Genomic DNA, 16,714 nt, shown 5'->3' on the forward strand with positions numbered 1-16,714 from the left:
GTCAGTCCCGGTGCGAGGCCGCCAGTCCAAGGAGTCCGGCGGTGACCAGCAGCAGCGCGCTGGTCACGCCGAGGTCGTCGGTCTGCAGGACGCCGGCGTCGTTCAGCATCCAGATCGTGGCGGCGCCGGTCAGGACGGTGCCGGCCACGACGCCGGGAACGTCCGGTTTGGTCTTGCGGGGCCGCTCGTTCATCCGCGCTCCACTTTGATGCTGCCGAGCCTGAGGTGCAGGTCCAGGGTGACCGTCTGCGGGCCGGCCTTGCCGTCCGGGCCGAGGTCGTTCAGGACCAGCTCCGCATTATGGCCGCCGCGGTGCTCGGTGAGCCAGGCCACGTCTCCCATCTTGGCGGTGAGCTTGCCGTTGACGTCGACGTTCTCGGGCAGCTTGACGATGACCTCGCCGGCGCCGCCGTTCACCTCGACCTTCGCGCCGGGCGCGAAGGTCGCCTTGGTCAGGTCCAGGTGGACCGACCCGGCGTCGAACGAGTAGCTCGTCCCGGTCGACGTGATGGTCTGGCCGACCGGCGCGACGTAGTTCGTGTCGGCGAAGTTGCGCGGGACACTCGAGAACACGGTGCTCGCCACCACGCCGGCCGCGAGCAGGATGCCCAGCGGCAGCAGCCCGAGTGTGCGCCCGACGAACCCGCCGAGGAGCATGCCCGCGCCGAGCGTGGCCAGGCCGATCACCAGCATGGTCGTGGTCGGTGCACCGGCCAGCGCGGCGATGCCGATCGCGATCCCGGTCAGCACCACGACCATCGACTTGATCCCGCGGACGCCCTTCGCGGGCGGTTCGGCCGGCCTCGACCAGGCCGGCTGCTGCTGGGTCCGCTGCGAGCCGGCCGGCTCGTCGACGTACAGGCCGAGAGGGTCGTCCTCGGTCCACACAGGCTGGACCGGTTCGACGGTGCGGTCCTGTGGGCGCTGTGTGGCCGAGGACGACGGACCCGCCGGGGGAGCTGACGGGTCGGTCGGGGGCGGCGTGGCGGCCGCTTGGGTGGTGTCCTGCGGACCGGTCCGGTCCGGGTTCTGGGCAGCCCAGTTGCTGTTCAGCCACTGGGTACTGCGGCGGCCGTTGTGCTTGCGCGACTTCGCGACCAGGAAGATGATCGCGAGCACGATCAGCGGGCCGGGGATGAAGCGGCCGACGTTGAACGACGACATCATCGCGATCGCGGCGAACACGCACACGCCGACGACGGCCGGCCAGAGCCACGGGTGGTCGGGCCGGATCCGGTCGCCGAGCAGGCCCTGGGCGGGTGAGCGGTCGCTGTTCTCGTCCGGCATCAGCACCCAGGCGGCGAGGTAGAAGATGATGCCGGGGCCGGTGAGGACGAGGACGGCCATCACCACGCGGATCAGGACCGGGTCGATGTTCAGCGCACGACCGATCCCGCCGCAGACACCGGCCACCCACCGGTCCGACCGGCTGCGTCGCCAGCTCTGCGGGTTCTGCAGGCGGTCGCGGTCGAACCCGGCGGGTCCACTCTGGTTCTGCTCCATGTCATCGATGGTCGCGCGCGCGGAGCCCGGACAACATCCGGGATACCCCCTGACGCGACCCGGAGTCGGGTTTTCTGTTCGGCGCCGGCTCGGGGTTGTCCCCGAGGCGACCCTGAGTACGGCGGGGGCGCGCTGAGGAACCGGCCCGGGACAAGCCTGCTGGTGCCGGACCTTCCTACATGTGACGATCGTGGTGATGAGCCAGCCAGCAGCCGCGCCGCCGGGCGGGTCCTCCACCAACGGAGCCCCTCCCGAGCCGCCCGCTGCCCAGGCCCAGGACCAGACGGCACAGGACCAGTGGCGCTACAAAGGCTGGGGTCCGGCGGGCCCAGGCCAGTACCAAGGCCCGTACGCCGCCTACGCGGCCCGGATAGCCGCCGAACGCGCCGCAGGCAGGGCGCTCCCGCCGCCTCCGCGCGGACAAGCACCAGGCGGTACGCCGTTCGCCGGGCAACAACCCCCTCCGAGCGGACCGCCTCGGCGGGCGTATCGGCGTACCGATGGGCGGATCATCGCCGGCGTGGCCGGCGGGGTCGCGGACCACCTGGGCGTGTCGGACACCGTCGTACGGCTGATCCTGATCGCGGCGACCGTGTTCAGCGGGATCGGCCTGATCGTCTACGCCGCGCTGTGGTTCCTGATGCCGCTCGCTCCGGCGACCGTGCCGAACGCCCCAGGGCTCGCCGCGCACACCCGCGGCGGGTTGCGGTCGGACGAGCCGCCGCCACCGGTCGTGGAGGCCAAGGAGCGCAAGCGGGAGAAGAGCAAGGGCCAGGTGACCGCGCTGATCGCCATCGGCATCGGCGTGGTCCTGCTGCTGCAGGTCGCCGGGCTGGGCATCGCCGGCAAGCTGTTCTGGCCGCTGGTGTTCGCCGCGACCGGTCTCGCGCTGATCTGGCGGCAGGCGGACGAGAACCAGAAGGACAAGTGGACGCAGGACATCCGGGTCCCGATCCTCGGCCTCGTGCTCGGCAAGGGCGGCTGGAAGTCGCTGCTCCGGGTCGCCGTCGGCCTGATCCTGATCGGTACCGCGGTCACCGTGTTCCTGGTGCAGAACGGCCGCCTCTCGATGGTTGGCGACGTACTGATCGCGCTGCTGCTGGCGGTGGTCGGCATCGGCGTCATCGCCGGACCGTGGGTGCACCGGCTGACCCGCGACCTGAACGCCGAGCGGGCCGAGCGCGTCCGCTCGCAGGAGCGCGCCGACATGGCCGCGCACCTGCATGACTCGGTGCTCCAGACGCTCGCCCTGATCCAGAAGCAGGCCAACGACCCGCGGGCCGTGCTGACGCTCGCCCGCTCCCAGGAGCGCGAGCTGCGGGCCTGGCTGTACGACGAGGACGACAAGACCGATCAGACGCTCTCCGGCGCCGCCAAACGGGCCGCGGCCGAGGTCGAGGACTCGCACGGCGTACCGATCGAGGTGGTCACGGTGGGCGACTGCGACCTGACCGAACCGCTGTCGGCGATGGTCCGGGCCGCGCGGGAGTCGATGGTGAATGCCGCAAAGCACTCCGGAGCTGCGAAGATCGATGTGTTCGTCGAGGTGGACGGCGACCGGGCGGAGATGTTCGTCCGCGATCGGGGCCAGGGCTTCGACGTCGACGGCGTACCGGACGACCGGCTGGGCTTGCGGCACAGTGTGATGGGCAGGATGGAACGGCACGGCGGCCGCGCGACAGTGCGGTCGGATCCGGAAACCGGAACCGAAGTGCGACTGGAGATGGACAGATGAGCAGCAGGCGCGTAGTCGTTGTCGACGATCACGACATGTTCCGGGCCGGAGTCCGCAGCGAGATCGGTACCTCGGTCGACATCGTCGGGGAGGGCTCCGACGTCGACACCGCGGTGAAGGCGATCGTCGCCGCCGAGCCGGACGTCGTGCTGCTCGACGTCCACCTGCCTGGTGGCGGTGGGACCGAGGTGATGAAGCAGGTCCACCAGCGGCACCCGGAGGTGAAGTTCCTGGCGCTGTCGGTGTCGGACGCGGCCGAGGACGTGATCGGCGTGATCCGGGCCGGCGCCCGCGGGTACGTGACTAAGAACATCTCCGGCGCCGAGCTGGTCGACGCGATCAGCCGGGTCGCCGACGGCGACGCGGTGTTCTCGCCCCGGCTGGCCGGCTTCGTCCTGGACGCGTTCTCGGGTGCGATCGACATCGCGTCGGTGGACGAGGACCTGGACCGGCTCTCGCAGCGCGAGCGCGAGGTACTGCGGCTGATCGCCCGCGGGTACGCCTACAAGGAGGTGGCCCGCGAGCTCTTCATCTCGGTGAAGACGGTCGAGACCCACGTGTCGTCGGTGCTGCGCAAGCTCCAGCTGTCCAACCGGCACGAACTGACCCGCTGGGCCACCGACCGCCGGCTGGTGTAGCCGGTCCCACCGCGGTGCACCCGTCGAGGTAATCTCCATCGATCGGGTGGCATTCGAGGGGGGCAATGTCGTGTTGCATTACGTGGTGCGCCGGGTCGCGTCCGCGATCAGCGTGGTCGCGGTGACGCTGGTTGCGACGTTCGCGTTGTTCTTCGTCGCGCCGACGGATCCGGCGGGTGCGATCTGCGGGGAGCGCAAGTGCCCGCAGTCGCGGTACAACGAGATCAGGGCGAACCTGCACCTGGACGAGCCGAAGGTGCAGCAGTTCGCCCGGTACACGAAGGGCATCGTGGTCGGCCGCGACTTCGAGACGTCCGGCGTCGTCCGGCACTGCTCGGTGCCGTGCCTGGGCTTCTCGTTCAAGAACGACCGTCCGGTGACCGGCATGTTGATGGCCCGGCTGCCGGTGACCGCCTCGCTGGTCCTCGGGTACGGCGTACTCGTGCTGACGATCGGCGTGACAGCCGGCGCGATCGCGGCCAGACGACGGGGTACGCCGGGGGACCGGCTGATGATGAGCGGCACGCTGGTGATCAGCTCGGTGCCGTACTACATCGTCGGCCTGATGGCGGCGCTCTACCTGACGATCCTTTACCCGATCCTGCCCCGGAGCGGTTGGGTGTCGCCGTTCGAGAGTCCGGGGCACTGGTTCACCGGCCTGGTGGCGCCGTGGGTGATCCTGAGCGTGTACGGGTGCACGGACTACGCCCGGTACTCCCGCGGATCGATGGTGGAGACGCTGAACGAGGACTTCATCCGGACCGCCCGGGCCAAGGGCCTGTCGGACCGGGCGGTTACCTACCGGCACGCGCTCCGGGCCGGCCTGATCCCGGTCGTGACGATCTTCGGCCTCGACCTGGCCGCCAGCCTGTCCGGCGCGATCTTCACCGAGAAGATCTTCGACCTGCCGGGGCTCGGGGTGCTGGCGCTGGACGCCGTGAGCGACTACGACCTGCCGCTGATCATGGGCACGGTCCTGCTCGGCTCGGTGCTGCTCGTCGCGATGAACCTGATCGTCGACCTCGCCTACAGCGTGATCGATCCGCGGGTCCGGCTGAAGTAGCCGATCAGCGCTGCGCCGAGGTGTACGGGAGCAGGGCCATCTCGCGGGCGTTCTTGATCGCGCGGGCGACCTGCTTCTGCTGCTGGACCGAGAGTCCGGTGACGCGGCGGGAGCGGATCTTGCCGCGGTCGGAGATGAACTTCCGCAGCAGCGCGGTGTCCTTGTAGTCGATGTAGGTGATCTTGTCGCGGTCCAGCGGGTTCTGCTTCGGCTTGCGCTTACCGGTCGGTGCCGGGCGTCGAGGCATGGCGTACTCCTCAGTTGAACTTCGTTTTCAATTAGCATAGCGCAGCCGGTCCCCGGGTGGCGGGTTTCGGACAGGGCATCGATGCGCCACCCCGACAGGGGCGATCCCGGCTTGGTTGCTGTTATACCGTCGTCTGTTATGGAGCGGAATCTCAGTGCCGATCAGCTCGCGCTCTTCGAGAAGGAGTTCGCGTCGAACCCGCAGTACCGGGTGATGCAGAACGCCGTCACGCAGACGCCGGTCAACAGCATCGCCCTCGACCGTCAGGTCGTCACCTCGATCGACCATTCGGTGTCGAACCTGCTGGACGACTGGAAGGTCACGAACCAGAAGAAGAGCGGCCGGTGCTGGCTGTTCGCCGGCCTGAACCTGCTCCGCGTCGGTGCGGCGGCCAAGCTCGGGGTCAAGGACTTCGAGTTCTCCCAGAACTACCTGCTGTTCTGGGACAAGTTCGAGCGGGCCAACTTCTTCCTCGAGGCGATGATCGAGACCGCCGACCGGGACGCCGACGACCGGACGGTGGCGCATCTGCTGTCCGACCCGATCAGCGACGGCGGCCAGTGGAACATGTTCATCGCGCTGGTCCGCAAGCACGGGCTGGTGCCGAAGTCGGCGATGCCGGAGACCGAGAGCTCCTCGGCGACCGCGCAGCTGAACGACATCCTCCGCAAGCTGCTCCGCCAGGGCGCGCGCGACCTGCGGGCGCTCGAGGGCGACGAGGCGCGGCGGGACCGCAAGCGCGAGATCCTCACCGCCGTGCACCGGGCGCTGAGCATCCACCTCGGGACGCCGCCGCAGAAGTTCCTGTGGCAGTGGAAGGACAGTGACAAGGCCTTCCACCGCGACGGCTGGACCACGCCGACCGAGTTCGCGGCGGCGTACGTGCAGCTGCCGGTCGACGAGTACGTCTGCCTCGTGCACGACCCGCGGAAGACCAGCCCGGTCGGCAAGACCTTCACGGTGGACTACCTCGGCAACGTGATCGACGCGCCGCCGGTGGTGTACCTGAACGTCGAGATCGACCTGATGAAGCAGCTCACCCAGGACGCGATCGTCGGCGGCGAGCCGGTCTGGTTCGGGTGTGACGTCGGCAAGCAGATGAACTCCGACCTCGGCTTCTGGGACGCGAAGCTGTACGACTACGGCTCCGTCTACGACACCGAGTTCGCGCTGGACAAGGCCGACCGCCTGGTCCACCACGAGACCCTGATGACGCACGCGATGCTGTTCACCGGCGTCGACCTGGTCGACGGCAAGCCCCGCCGCTGGCGCGTCGAGAACAGCTGGGGCGACGAGAAGGCCGACAACGGCTTCTGGACGATGAACGACAACTGGTTCGCCGAACACGTCTTCGAGATCGCCGTCCGCCGCTCGTCCCTCCCCGCCGACCTCCAGGCCCGCCTCGACGAGCAGCCCATCGTCCTCCCGGCCTGGGACCCGATGGGCGCTTTGGCCGGCTAGTTGTACTGCCCAGGGAGGTTGGTTAACCGGCTGATGGGTGGCTGGTTTCCAATGGCGGTGTGGAGTCGGTGGTGATTGTGGTAGTGGAGCCAGGGTGTGAGGGCCGCTACGCGTTCTGAGTTGGTGGGGTAGAAGCGGGCGTAGGCCCAGCCGTCGGCGAGGGTGCGGTGGAAGCGTTCGATCTTGCCGTTGGTTTGGGGTCGGTAGGGTCTGGTCTTCTTGGGTGTGATGCCGAGTTCGTGGCAGGCATCGCGCCAGGCGTGGGAGCGGTAGCAGCTGCCGTTGTCGGACAGGACTCGTTCGATGCCGGTGACGCCGCGAGCGGCGTACCAGATGACGGCTCGGCGCAGTACTGCGATGGCGGTGGCGGCTTTTTCGTCGGTGTGGATCTCGGCGTAGGCGACACGTGAGTGGTCGTCGATGACGGTGTGGACGTAGGCGACTCCGACCAGAGCACGGCCACCGCCGCCGCGCTGCCCGGTCCGTGTCGCGGTTGCGATGGCGTTCTTCTTGCCTTCGGTTCGGCCGAGGTAACGATGGCCGCCGCCGTCGGGGATCTGGCCGAACTTGGTGACGTCGACGTGCAGCATCGCGCCTGGGTAGGGGTGCTCATAGCGGCGGACCTTTTCGCCGGTGACACGGTCGATGTGACGTAGCCGGTTGATCCGGCACCGCACCAGTACGGCGTGCACGGTTGAGGCCGGCATCGCCAGCCGGCCGGCGATCTGGACGGGTCCGAGCCTGCGTCGCCACCGCAGCCGCACGATCTTTCGCACCACTGCCGGTGGTGTCTTGGCCGGGCAATGGCCAGGCCGAGACGACCGATCCGACATCGCGCCCGGGCCTGACTGGGCATAGCGGCTCGACCAGCGTTTCGCGGTCGGCCAGGACACCTGGAACATCTTCGCGGCCAGCGAGACCGGCCAGCCCTGATCCACGATCAGACGCGCCAGCCGTAACCGGGCGCGCGGAGTCAATGCAGCGTTAGCGTGGGACACGAAGGCCTCCTGGCCGTGAAGCGGTTACTAGACATCTCCACTTCACGCCGGGAGGCCTTCACCCATCAACCACATTCACAACGTGTCATCACACAAACTCAACCAACCTGCCTGGGCAGTACAACTAGTCCTCGTCGTCCTGGCTGATCAGCTCGAGAGCGTCGGCGGGTCGCTCCAGGGTCGGGAGGTGCCCGGCCCAGGGGAGTTCGACCCGGGTGGCATTCGGTAGCCGGTCAGCCAGATAATCGGCGCAGTCCGCGAAGAACCTGAAGTCATGCGCCCCCGTGATCAGCCGCACGGGGGCCGTGATCTTTTCCGGGACTACCGGCCATTCCTCGTTGTCCACGTCGCCTGCGGCCAGCTGTACGTCGTACGCGTGGCGTTGCATGGTGCGGAGGAGGCCGCGGGCCTCGTCGTCGGCGTCTGGGCCGATCCAGCGGGTCACGGTGAGTTCTGTGGCGCCGTCGACGTCGCCGGCGTCGATCAGCTGGTTCTCCTCGGCCCAGAGGGCTCGCAGGTCTTCGTCCGGTTCTACGTTGTCGGTGGGGGCGCACAGGAGGATCAGCCGGGCGAAGCGTTGCGGCTCTCGGCTCGCCACCTGCTGGACGACGTACCCGCCGTACGACGAGCCCACGGCCGTCACCGCGCCCGCGCCTGCCGCGTCCAGTACTGCGAGGACGTCGGCGGCGTCGGAGTACTTGGCGCCGGGCTCCAGCGGGGTGTCGCCGTACCCACGGAGGTCGAGCGTGATGACCTGGTGGTCGTCGCGGAGGTCCTCCACGACAGCGGCCCACATGCGGGCGTCGGCGACACCGGCATGCACCAGAAGAACGGTGGGGCCGTCGCCCACCACGTTGTACGAGATCGTCATAGTCGCACCCTCTCGGTTTCCCTCTGCACCCGCAAAACAATTAGAGCCGGATGACCGTGAACCGCTCGGCGTAGTGGTTGGCAGGGAGGCCCAGCGAGGTGGCGACAGCGGCGAAGTGCGTGCGGACTCCCGCCAGCAGGGCCTCGGGGTCCTGGTGCTGGCTGGCGTGGGACGCCAGGGCGGTCAGCTTCTGGTCGATGGTGTCGGTGATGTCGACGTGGTAGTTGGGCTCGGGGTGGTCCATCATCCACAGTTCGCCGACGTCCCAGGCCTCCTCGGTCAGGTCCGGGTAGGCGTACGGATTCCCGGCCGCTGGGTAGAACGCCCGGACCGCCGCCTCGGCCGCGGCCAGGTGGTCTGGGTGTGAGACCTGCAGGCGGTTCCACGAGCGCTCCGGCGACTGCGTGAGGAGGCGCTGCGGCCGCACGGTCCGGATCACCCGGCTGATGTCGCGGACCAGGTCCAGCGTCGGCTCCACCGCGCCGTCGACGTACCCCAGGAAGTGCAGGTCGTGGACGCCGACGTGCTCGGCAGCGGTCGTCTGCTCGGCGCGGCGTACGGCGGGCATCTCGGCCCGGTCGCGGTCCGGCTCGAAGCCGCCGGCCTGACCGTCCGTGACGATGCAGTAGTGCACCTCGATCCCGGCCTTGGTCCAGGTCGCGACCGTCCCGGCGCCGCCGAAGTCGATGTCGTCCGGGTGCGCGACCACCACCAGCACCCGCTCGATCTCACTGTCCGGCCGCGGATTCGCCTCAGGAACACTCACGGTTTCGACCCTATCTGTTTGCCTGGATGGGCACAGTGGAATTCATGGAGCTCGGTGGGACCTGCGCACCGCGGGACGTCGGACTCGACGAAGCTCTGCTGGTGGAAGCGGGCGAGCTGGTCGAGGCCAGGCGTGCCGCGGCGCAGCTGTGTGTCATTCGCGACGGGCAGGTGGTCGTCAATCGAGCGTTCGGTTGCGAGCCGGACGGCCTGTTCTGGCTGTTCTCCGCCAGCAAGCCGTACGTCGCTGTCGTGATCCACCAGCTGGTCGAGGCCGGCCGGCTGCACCTGGACGACGCGGTCGCGGCGTACTGGCCCGAGTTCGGTCACAACGGCAAGCGGGAGATCACTGTCCGTCAGGTCCTCCAGCACCGCTCCGGCCTCTCCAACGCGGGCTCGTACGTCGGTGAGGTCCGCGCCATGACCGACTGGGACCGCTCGCTGCACCGGATCGAGGAGGCGCCGCGGCGCTGGCCGATCGGCACGGTCGCCTACAGCCCCCTGGCCTTCGGCTTCACCCTCGCTCGCGTCGCCCAGCGCTGCAGCGGCACACCGATCGAAGCGCTGGTACGCCACGCCGTCCTCGAACCGCTCGGCGTCACCGACACGTACCTGGGCCTCCCGCCGGACCAGTGGGGCCGCCACGTCCCGCTGAAGGGATCCGGTCCGGCCGGTCCGTTCGTGCAGTCCGTGGTGAACCGCCGCAGTACCCGCCAAGCCGTCATACCGGCGGCTGGCATTTCCACTACCGCACGAGATCTCGCCGCGTTCTACCAAGCCCTGCTACACGGCGGCGTGGCACCAGGTGGCCGCATCCTCCGCCCAGAGTCGATCCTGGCGGCTGTGCACCCGACCAGCGAAGGCGAGCTGGACCGGACCGCCCAGGCACCGATCCGCTGGTCGCAGGGCTTCCAGCTCGGCGGCCCGCGCTGGCTGGAAGGCGCAGTGAGCCCACTGGGCACCCTCAGCAGCCCACGGACCTTCGGCCACAACGGGAGCAACTGCTGCATCGGCTGGGCCGACCCGGACCGGCGACTCGTGTACGCCTACGTCACCAACCGGGCCGGCCGCCCCCGCGCCGACCTCCTCCACCACGCCGCCGTCGCGGACAAGGTCCTGGCAGCAGTCACCGACTAGACCAGCGCTGGGAGCGGGGAGCGCTCCTGGATCACGTGGTCGACGATGCCGTACTCCTTGGCGCCGTCAGCCGTCAGGACGTGGTCCCGGTCGGTGTCGTGTCGCAGCTGCTCGACCGACTGACCGGTGTGGTGCGCCAGGATCGACTCGACCTGGCCACGCACCCGCACCACCTCGTCGGCCTGCAGGATCAGGTCCGGGATCGTCCCCTGTCCCCGCGCGGCCGGCTGGTGCAGTACGACGCGTGCGTGCGGCAGGATCGCTCGACGTCCCGCCGTACCCGCGGCCAGCAGCACCGCACCGGCCGAGATCGCCTGCCCGACGCCGTACGTCGCGATCGGCGACTGGATGAACCGCATCGTGTCGTAGATCGCGAGCATCGCGGTCATGTCGCCGCCCTCGCAGTTGATGTACAGGTTGATCTCCGCCTCCGGCTTGTCCGTCTCCAGGTGCAGGAGCTGGGCGATGATCGCGTTCGCGACGCCGGCGTCGATCGCCGTACCGAGGTAGATGACGCGCTCGGTGAGCAGGTGCGAGTAGACGTCCATGATCCGCTCACCCCGCGGGTGCTGCGCGATCACGTTCGGGATCGTGTAGCTGCTCATGCTGCGGCCCTCCTCGGCATCACCTGGTCGAAGGACTCGACGACGTGGTCGATGAAGCCGTACTCGCGAGCCTGCTCGGCGGTGTACCAGCGGTCGTGCAGCGAGTCCTCCTGCACGGTGTCGAACGGCTGGCCGGTGTCGTCGGCGATCAGCCCGAGAAAGGTGTCGCGGAGGTGCCGCAGGTCGTTGGCCTGGATCTCGATCTCGACCGCCGATCCACCGATCCCGGCCGAGCCCTGGTGCATCAGGATACGGGCGTGCCGCAGTGCGTAGCGCTTGCCCGGCGTACCGGCCGACAGCAGGAACTGCCCGGCGCTGCAGGCCAGCCCGATCGCCAGCGTCGACACGTCGCACGGGACCATCCGCATCACGTCGCGGATCGCGAGCATCGACGGCACCGAGCCGCCGGGCGAGTGGATCCAGAACGCGATGTCGGTGTCCGGGTCCTCGGCCGCCAGCGTCATGATCTGGGTGGCCAGCAAGGTCCCGATGTCGTCGTCGAGAACTCGGTCCAGGACGACGATCCGCTGCCCGAACAGCCGCTGCCGCGCCGTCTCGTTGAACATCGGCGGTTTCATGTCTTCTGCCATGTCTCCACCTTGACCGCGCTACCGCCTTCGCCCCACCTTTTCTGCTGACGGCAAGTCTGCCCAGAGCAAAGCCGTTCGTGTGGCAGTCTCCTGCGGGTGAATTCGAGTGATGACGCGATGCTGGTTGCGGACGGTCTGTCCGAGCCGGAGCGCACCCTGCTGGAGCTGACTGCGACACCGGCGGCGACGCTGCTCGGCGCGGTCTCGATGAGTCTGCGGACGATGCTGTTCGGTGAGGACCCGGCGGGCTGGGTCGATATGTGGCAGGCGCGCGCGGACCTCGCCCGCGTCGAGTGGATGGACGGGCCGGAGCTCGCCGAGGTGGTCGCGCACCTGGCCGCCAAGGACTATGAGGGCCAGATCGAAGGCGTGCCGGGTCTCCGCATCACCTCGTGCGACGACCATTCCGCCAAGCTGCTCTGGCTCGGCAGCGCCGCGCCCGTCGAGCTACAGCTCACCCGTCAGCTGTCCTGACCCAGCAGCTGCTGTAGCCGCTCGCTGAAGTCGGCCGGGAAGGTGTGACCGAGCTCCGGCACCCGCTCGACCGTGAGGCCGAGTTCGGTCAGCTGCTCCTCGGCATCGGTCACGGTCGTCAGCAGGCCATCCTCGGTGCCGATCCAGATCGTTGCCCGTGACAACTTTCCGGCCGCGGTCCCGGGGAGCTCGCGGAGCGCCGGTCCCATCGCGAGTACGCCGGCGGGCTGCGAAGGCCGTGCGGTCAGCGCCCAGTCCAGCGCGGCCCGGCCGCCGGCGGAGAAGCCGGCCGCGATGACGGGTCCGCCGGCCAGCTCGACCGGCAGCTCGCCGAGCGCGCGGGCGATGTCGGCCGTCGCCTTCTCGCGGTCCGGCCAGGTCCGGTACATCGGAGTCATCCGCCGTGACGACGTCGGACACACCAGCGCGTAGCCGAGCTCCAGTACGCCGGCCCAGTCCTCGGCCGCTTGTGCCGCCCGCTGGCCGGCGCCGTGCAATGCCACAACCGTCCCGGCGACCGATCCCTTCGGCAGCTCGATCAGTGGCGCGACCGGATCGTCCGACACCCGCTCGCCGGACACCGCGACGAGCTCCTGGAACTCGGGCCGGTCCTGCAGCGCGGCCAGATCGTCGTCGCCGGTCAGGATCGACGGGTCCCACCACAGCCCGGCCGCACTCGCTTCCTGCAGCGTCCGCAGCGCGCCGTCCGCATCACCGGAGACACCGAGCAGGCAGGCCTTGAGGTGGGCGAGGTCCGCTGCCCACGGCTCGAGCCCGGCACTCTCCGCCTCCAGCAGCGCGAGCGCTTCCGCCGGTTTCTCGCCGGCGTAGAGCTCAGCGACACGATCGACCAGACCATCGAAGCGGGAGGTTTCTGCCATGACCTCACCGTAGTGCCCCGCGGTTTCGGTAACTGTCGGAGCGAGCGCCTATGGTGTTGGGTGATGACCACATTGTTCTCGCCCGACGAGCTCCCCGCCCCGCTGGAGGAGCCGAAGTCGCATCGGACCGATCCGGACAAGCTGCTCGAGGGGCTCAACCCGCAGCAGCGGGCCGCGGTGGTGCACTCCGGCAAACCGCTGCTGGTCGTGGCGGGTGCCGGCTCGGGCAAGACCAGGGTGCTGACCCGGCGGATCGCCTACCTGCTGGCGGCGCGCGACGCGCACCCCGGGTCGATCCTCGCGATCACGTTCACCAACAAGGCCGCCGCGGAGATGCGCGAGCGGGTGGTCGACCTGGTCGGGCCGCGGGCGAAGCTGATGTGGGTCTCGACCTTCCACTCCTCCTGCGTGCGGATCCTGCGCCGCGACATCAAGCGGTTCGGGATCAGCTCGACGTTCTCGATCTACGACGACACCGACTCGCGCCGGCTGATGACGCTGGTCTGCCGCGAGCTCGACCTGGACGTCAAGCGGTACAACCCGCGCGCCGTGCTGAACTGGATCAGCACCCAGAAGAACGAGCTGATCGACCACGAGACGGCCGCGTCCAAGGCGGAGAACCATCTCGAGCAGACGTACGCCGAGTGCTACCGGACGTACCAGGAGCGGCTCGCCCAGGCGAACGCGCTGGACTTCGACGACCTGCTGATGACCACGGTCAACCTGCTGCAGGCCTTCCCCGAGGTCCGTGAGTACTACCGGCGCCGCTTCCGCCACGTGCTCGTCGACGAGTACCAGGACACCAACCACGCGCAGTACACGCTGATCCGTGAGCTCTGCGGCGAAGACCCGGCGGGCTACAACGGCCCGACGGCGCCGCCTGCCGAGTTGATGGTGGTCGGCGACTCGGACCAGTCGATCTACGCGTTCCGCGGCGCGACGATCCGCAACATCCTCGCCTTCGAGGAAGACTTCAACGGCGCCGAGACGATCCTGCTGGAGCAGAACTACCGCTCCACCCAGACCATCCTGTCCGCCGCCAACGCCGTGATCGCGCGCAACGAGGGCCGCAAGGCGAAGAACCTCTGGTCCGACCAGGGCCAGGGCGAGCAGATCGCGGTGTACGTCGCCGACAACGAGCACGACGAGGCCCAGTTCGTCGCCGACGAGATCGACCGGCTGACGGACGCGGACGGGATCAAGCCGGCCGACGTCGCGGTGTTCTACCGGACCAACGCGCAGTCCCGGGTGTTCGAGGAAGTGTTCATCCGCACCGGCCATCCGTACAAGGTGGTCGGCGGTGTCCGGTTCTACGAGCGCAAGGAGGTCCGCGACGCCCTCGCGTACCTGCGCGTGCTGGTGAACCCGGAGGACACCGTCTCGCTGCGCCGGATCATGAACGAGCCGAAGCGCGGGATCGGCGACCGGGCCGAGGCCGCGATCGAGTCGCTCGCGGCGCGGGACCGGATCTCGTTCGCCGCGGCGATGCGCCGGGCGCAGGACGCGCCGGCGATGGCCGCGCGCTCGGTGAACGCCGTGCAGGCCTTCGTGGACATCCTCGACGAGCTGACCACGATGGTCGACTCGGGCGCGCCGCCGGACGACATCCTCGACGTCGCGCTGCACCGCTCGGGGTACTACGAGACGCTGCAGAAGTCACCGGATCCACAGGACGAGACCCGCCTGGAAAACCTGGACGAGTTCATCTCGGTGGCCCGCGAGTTCGTCGAGGAGCGCACCGCGGCCGGCGAGGCCGCGGATCTGCAGGCGTTCCTGGAGCGGGTCGCGCTGGTCGCCGACGCCGACCAGATCCCGGACGCGGCGGCAGACGGTGGCGTGGTCACGCTGATGACGCTGCACACCGCGAAGGGCCTGGAGTTCCCGGTCGTGTTCCTGACCGGGATGGAGGACGGCGTCTTCCCGCACTCCCGGTCGCTGACCGACCTGAAGGAGCTCGAGGAGGAGCGCCGGCTCGCGTACGTCGGCATCACCCGGGCCCGGCAGCGGCTGGCGATCTCGCGCGCGGCGGTGCGTTCGGCGTACGGCGCTCCGCAGCACAACCCACCGTCCCGGTTCCTCGAGGAGATCCCGTCCGAGCTGCTCGACTGGCGCCGCGACGAGTCCGCGATCACCCGCTGGTCCGGTACCGGCACGACCCGCGGCAGCGGCATCTCGAGCCGGTACGAGCCACCCCGCCGGACGGCCTCGGACAAGCCGGTGATCAGCCTCAACCCAGGGGACCGCGTCGTCCACGACACCTTCGGCATGGGCACGGTCGTCGTCGTCCGCGGCGAAGGCCAGCAAGCCCAGGCAGACATAGATTTCGGCTCCGAAGGTGTCAAACGGCTACTGCTCCGCTACGCCCCGGTGGAAAAGATCTAAGCCAACGTTTGGGACGTTTGCGTTGCATCTGGGGCGGAGATTGAGACAATCAAGGATCTTCGGCCCCTCCCGGAAGCGTTCCCCCTCATGTCCAAGTCGGCTGGCAGCAACCGCCGGATCATCCTGGCGGGTGCCAATCCTGGGCTGCGGCTGTTCGACGAGCACGGCAAGGTGACGGCGTACGCCTCGATCTGGATGGTCGACTGGTCGATCCGCGGCGCGGGGACGGCGGTCGTGCTGTGGTTCGACGGGATCGTCCGGGTGGTGTCCGAGGACGTCGACCTGGCCGCCTGGCTGGAGCGGTACTTCGTCCGCTCGTTCCTCGAGGTGCAGGGCCTGCCCTGGCACGAGCCCGCGGTCGAGCGCGACCTGGTCCAGGTCTCGATGAACCTGGCCGACGGCCTCAGCGCCAAGGCGGCCGACATCCAGATCGAGATGGGCGGCGTGCTGGACCGCCGGCTCTTCGCGACCGACAACTTCCAGCTCGCCGAGGGCAATCACAGCCTCAGCCTGGTGATCGCGCCGGTCCGGTCCGCGACCGTGTCCATCGGCGGCGCCTCGGTGCCCGGCTTCGTCCAGGTCGACGGCTCGCCCGACAAGCCCGGTTCGTCCGCCTTCCTGACCACCGCAGAGGTCTGGCAGCGCTGACTTACGCTGTATGAATGCAAGCAGCTGAAAGAACCCCACTCAGCCGCGAGCGGGTACTGCGAGCCGCCGTCGAGATCGCCGACGCGGACGGACTGCCGGCCGTCACGATGCGCCGGATCGGCGAGGCCCTGAGCGCCGAGGCGATGTCGCTGTACTACCACGTGGCCAACAAGAACGCCCTGCTCGACGGCCTCGTCGACGTACTGATGGAAGAGATCACCGAGGCCGTCGGCAAGCTCGACCCGAAGCCGGACTGGAAGGCCGCGCTGCGGCAGCAGATCCTGGCCGCCCGGCAGGTGATGCTCAGGCACCCGTGGGCGCCCCGGCTGCTGGAGAGCCGGACGACGATGCGTCCGGCGGTCGTGCTGTACCACGACGGCATCGTCGGGCTGATGCGGTCGGGCGGCTTCTCCAACGACCTGGCGCACCACGCCCTGCACGCGTTGGGGAGCCGGGCGCTGGGCTTCAGCCAGGAGCTGTTCGACCCGGGTGAGGCGGCGTCGGACGCGGACATGGAGATGTTCGCGCAGATGGCCGACCAGTTGCCGAACTTGGCGGGGATGCTCGCCGAGGTCGCGCACGACGACCCGGACTCGACGATCGGCTGGTGCGACGACCAGGCCGAGTTCGAGTTCGCGCTGGATCTGCTCCTGGACGGATTGGAGCGGCTGAACGCTTGACCTTTCTTACAACGTAAGCCAGCCTTACGTTGTAAG

General features: G+C 68.9%; 18 protein-coding genes. 9 read left to right on the forward strand and 9 right to left on the reverse strand.

What is annotated here, in order from left to right; translation table 11 throughout:
* Position 1: 1 nt before the first annotated feature.
* Positions 2–193: a hypothetical protein gene (locus AB0E69_RS34560; RefSeq protein ID WP_360156100.1), complete on the reverse strand. Its 192-nt coding sequence runs from the start codon at positions 191–193 to the stop codon at positions 2–4.
* Positions 190–1,503 carry a PspC domain-containing protein gene (locus tag AB0E69_RS34565; protein ID WP_360156103.1) on the reverse strand — a complete coding sequence of 438 codons (1,314 nt, stop codon included), beginning with the start codon at positions 1,501–1,503 and terminating at the stop codon, positions 190–192. Before AB0E69_RS34565 ends, AB0E69_RS34560 begins: the two co-directional genes overlap by 4 nt.
* Positions 1,504–1,699: 196 nt before the next feature.
* On the opposite strand from AB0E69_RS34565, the gene AB0E69_RS34570 reads away from it, so the two are divergent.
* The 3 genes from AB0E69_RS34570 to AB0E69_RS34580 are packed head-to-tail and all read left to right on the forward strand — an operon-like array spanning position 1,700 to position 4,939.
* Positions 1,700–3,238, forward strand: coding sequence for a PspC domain-containing protein (locus tag AB0E69_RS34570; protein ID WP_360156106.1), 1,539 nt, complete (start codon positions 1,700–1,702; stop codon positions 3,236–3,238).
* Positions 3,235–3,876, forward strand: coding sequence for a response regulator transcription factor (locus AB0E69_RS34575; RefSeq protein WP_360156109.1), 642 nt, complete (start codon positions 3,235–3,237; stop codon positions 3,874–3,876). Before AB0E69_RS34570 ends, AB0E69_RS34575 begins: the two co-directional genes overlap by 4 nt.
* Before the next feature lie 46 nt (positions 3,877–3,922).
* Positions 3,923–4,939 carry an ABC transporter permease gene (locus tag AB0E69_RS34580; RefSeq protein ID WP_360156112.1) on the forward strand — a complete coding sequence of 339 codons (1,017 nt, stop codon included), beginning with the start codon at positions 3,923–3,925 and terminating at the stop codon, positions 4,937–4,939.
* Between the two features lie 4 nt (positions 4,940–4,943).
* Here the strand turns inward: AB0E69_RS34580 and rpsR are convergent, their stop codons facing one another.
* Positions 4,944–5,186, reverse strand: a complete 243-nt coding sequence (gene rpsR / locus AB0E69_RS34585) for a 30S ribosomal protein S18 (protein ID WP_360156115.1) — start codon at positions 5,184–5,186, stop codon at positions 4,944–4,946.
* Positions 5,187–5,324: 138 nt separating this feature from the next.
* Here rpsR and AB0E69_RS34590 point away from each other — a divergent pair, with 138 nt between their 5' ends.
* A complete protein-coding gene (locus AB0E69_RS34590) occupies positions 5,325–6,647 on the forward strand; it encodes a C1 family peptidase (protein ID WP_360156118.1) in 1,323 nt (440 codons plus the stop codon).
* Here the strand turns inward: AB0E69_RS34590 and AB0E69_RS34595 are convergent.
* The 3 genes from AB0E69_RS34595 to AB0E69_RS34605 form a co-directional block, all read right to left on the reverse strand.
* The gene (locus AB0E69_RS34595) at positions 6,644–7,645 is read right to left on the reverse strand and encodes an IS481 family transposase (protein WP_360156121.1); all 1,002 of its coding nucleotides are present in this window, start codon (positions 7,643–7,645) and stop codon (positions 6,644–6,646) included. The genes AB0E69_RS34590 and AB0E69_RS34595 overlap by 4 nt on opposite strands.
* Before the next feature lie 124 nt (positions 7,646–7,769).
* Complete coding sequence (locus AB0E69_RS34600) at positions 7,770–8,516, reverse strand: alpha/beta hydrolase (protein ID WP_360156124.1); 747 nt, start codon at positions 8,514–8,516, stop codon at positions 7,770–7,772.
* Between the two features lie 40 nt (positions 8,517–8,556).
* Positions 8,557–9,282, reverse strand: coding sequence for a PIG-L deacetylase family protein (locus AB0E69_RS34605; RefSeq protein WP_360156126.1), 726 nt, complete (start codon positions 9,280–9,282; stop codon positions 8,557–8,559).
* Between the two features lie 44 nt (positions 9,283–9,326).
* On the opposite strand from AB0E69_RS34605, the gene AB0E69_RS34610 reads away from it, so the two are divergent.
* Complete coding sequence (locus AB0E69_RS34610) at positions 9,327–10,418, forward strand: serine hydrolase domain-containing protein (RefSeq protein WP_360156129.1); 1,092 nt, start codon at positions 9,327–9,329, stop codon at positions 10,416–10,418.
* Here the strand turns inward: AB0E69_RS34610 and AB0E69_RS34615 are convergent.
* On the reverse strand, positions 10,415–11,023 hold the full coding sequence (locus AB0E69_RS34615) for an ATP-dependent Clp protease proteolytic subunit (protein WP_360156132.1): 609 nt from the start codon (positions 11,021–11,023) through the stop codon (positions 10,415–10,417). The genes AB0E69_RS34610 and AB0E69_RS34615 overlap by 4 nt on opposite strands.
* Positions 11,020–11,613, reverse strand: a complete 594-nt coding sequence (locus AB0E69_RS34620) for an ATP-dependent Clp protease proteolytic subunit (RefSeq protein ID WP_360156135.1) — start codon at positions 11,611–11,613, stop codon at positions 11,020–11,022. Before AB0E69_RS34620 ends, AB0E69_RS34615 begins: the two co-directional genes overlap by 4 nt.
* A gap of 96 nt (positions 11,614–11,709) precedes the next feature.
* On the opposite strand from AB0E69_RS34620, the gene AB0E69_RS34625 reads away from it, so the two are divergent.
* Positions 11,710–12,087, forward strand: a complete 378-nt coding sequence (locus AB0E69_RS34625; protein ID WP_360156138.1) for a hypothetical protein — start codon at positions 11,710–11,712, stop codon at positions 12,085–12,087.
* On the opposite strand, the gene AB0E69_RS34630 is transcribed toward AB0E69_RS34625, so the two are convergent.
* On the reverse strand, positions 12,075–12,968 hold the full coding sequence (locus AB0E69_RS34630) for a phospholipase (RefSeq protein WP_360156141.1): 894 nt from the start codon (positions 12,966–12,968) through the stop codon (positions 12,075–12,077). The genes AB0E69_RS34625 and AB0E69_RS34630 overlap by 13 nt on opposite strands.
* Before the next feature lie 63 nt (positions 12,969–13,031).
* Here AB0E69_RS34630 and pcrA point away from each other — a divergent pair, with 63 nt between their 5' ends.
* The 3 genes from pcrA to AB0E69_RS34645 all read left to right on the forward strand — a co-directional run bounded on the left by pcrA (position 13,032) and on the right by AB0E69_RS34645 (position 16,678).
* On the forward strand, positions 13,032–15,350 hold the full coding sequence (gene pcrA / locus AB0E69_RS34635; RefSeq protein ID WP_360156144.1) for a DNA helicase PcrA: 2,319 nt from the start codon (positions 13,032–13,034) through the stop codon (positions 15,348–15,350).
* 87 nt (positions 15,351–15,437) lie between these two features.
* Positions 15,438–15,998, forward strand: a complete 561-nt coding sequence (locus AB0E69_RS34640) for a hypothetical protein (RefSeq protein WP_360156147.1) — start codon at positions 15,438–15,440, stop codon at positions 15,996–15,998.
* Positions 15,999–16,012: 14 nt separating this feature from the next.
* Positions 16,013–16,678 (forward strand): TetR/AcrR family transcriptional regulator C-terminal domain-containing protein, encoded by a 666-nt coding sequence (locus tag AB0E69_RS34645; RefSeq protein WP_360156150.1) that lies wholly within the window; start codon positions 16,013–16,015, stop codon positions 16,676–16,678.
* The last annotated feature ends 36 nt before the right edge of the window (positions 16,679–16,714 follow it).

The sequence above is a fragment of the Kribbella sp. NPDC026611 genome, from assembly GCF_040638345.1.
Taxonomy (GTDB): Bacteria; Actinomycetota; Actinomycetes; order Propionibacteriales; family Kribbellaceae; genus Kribbella.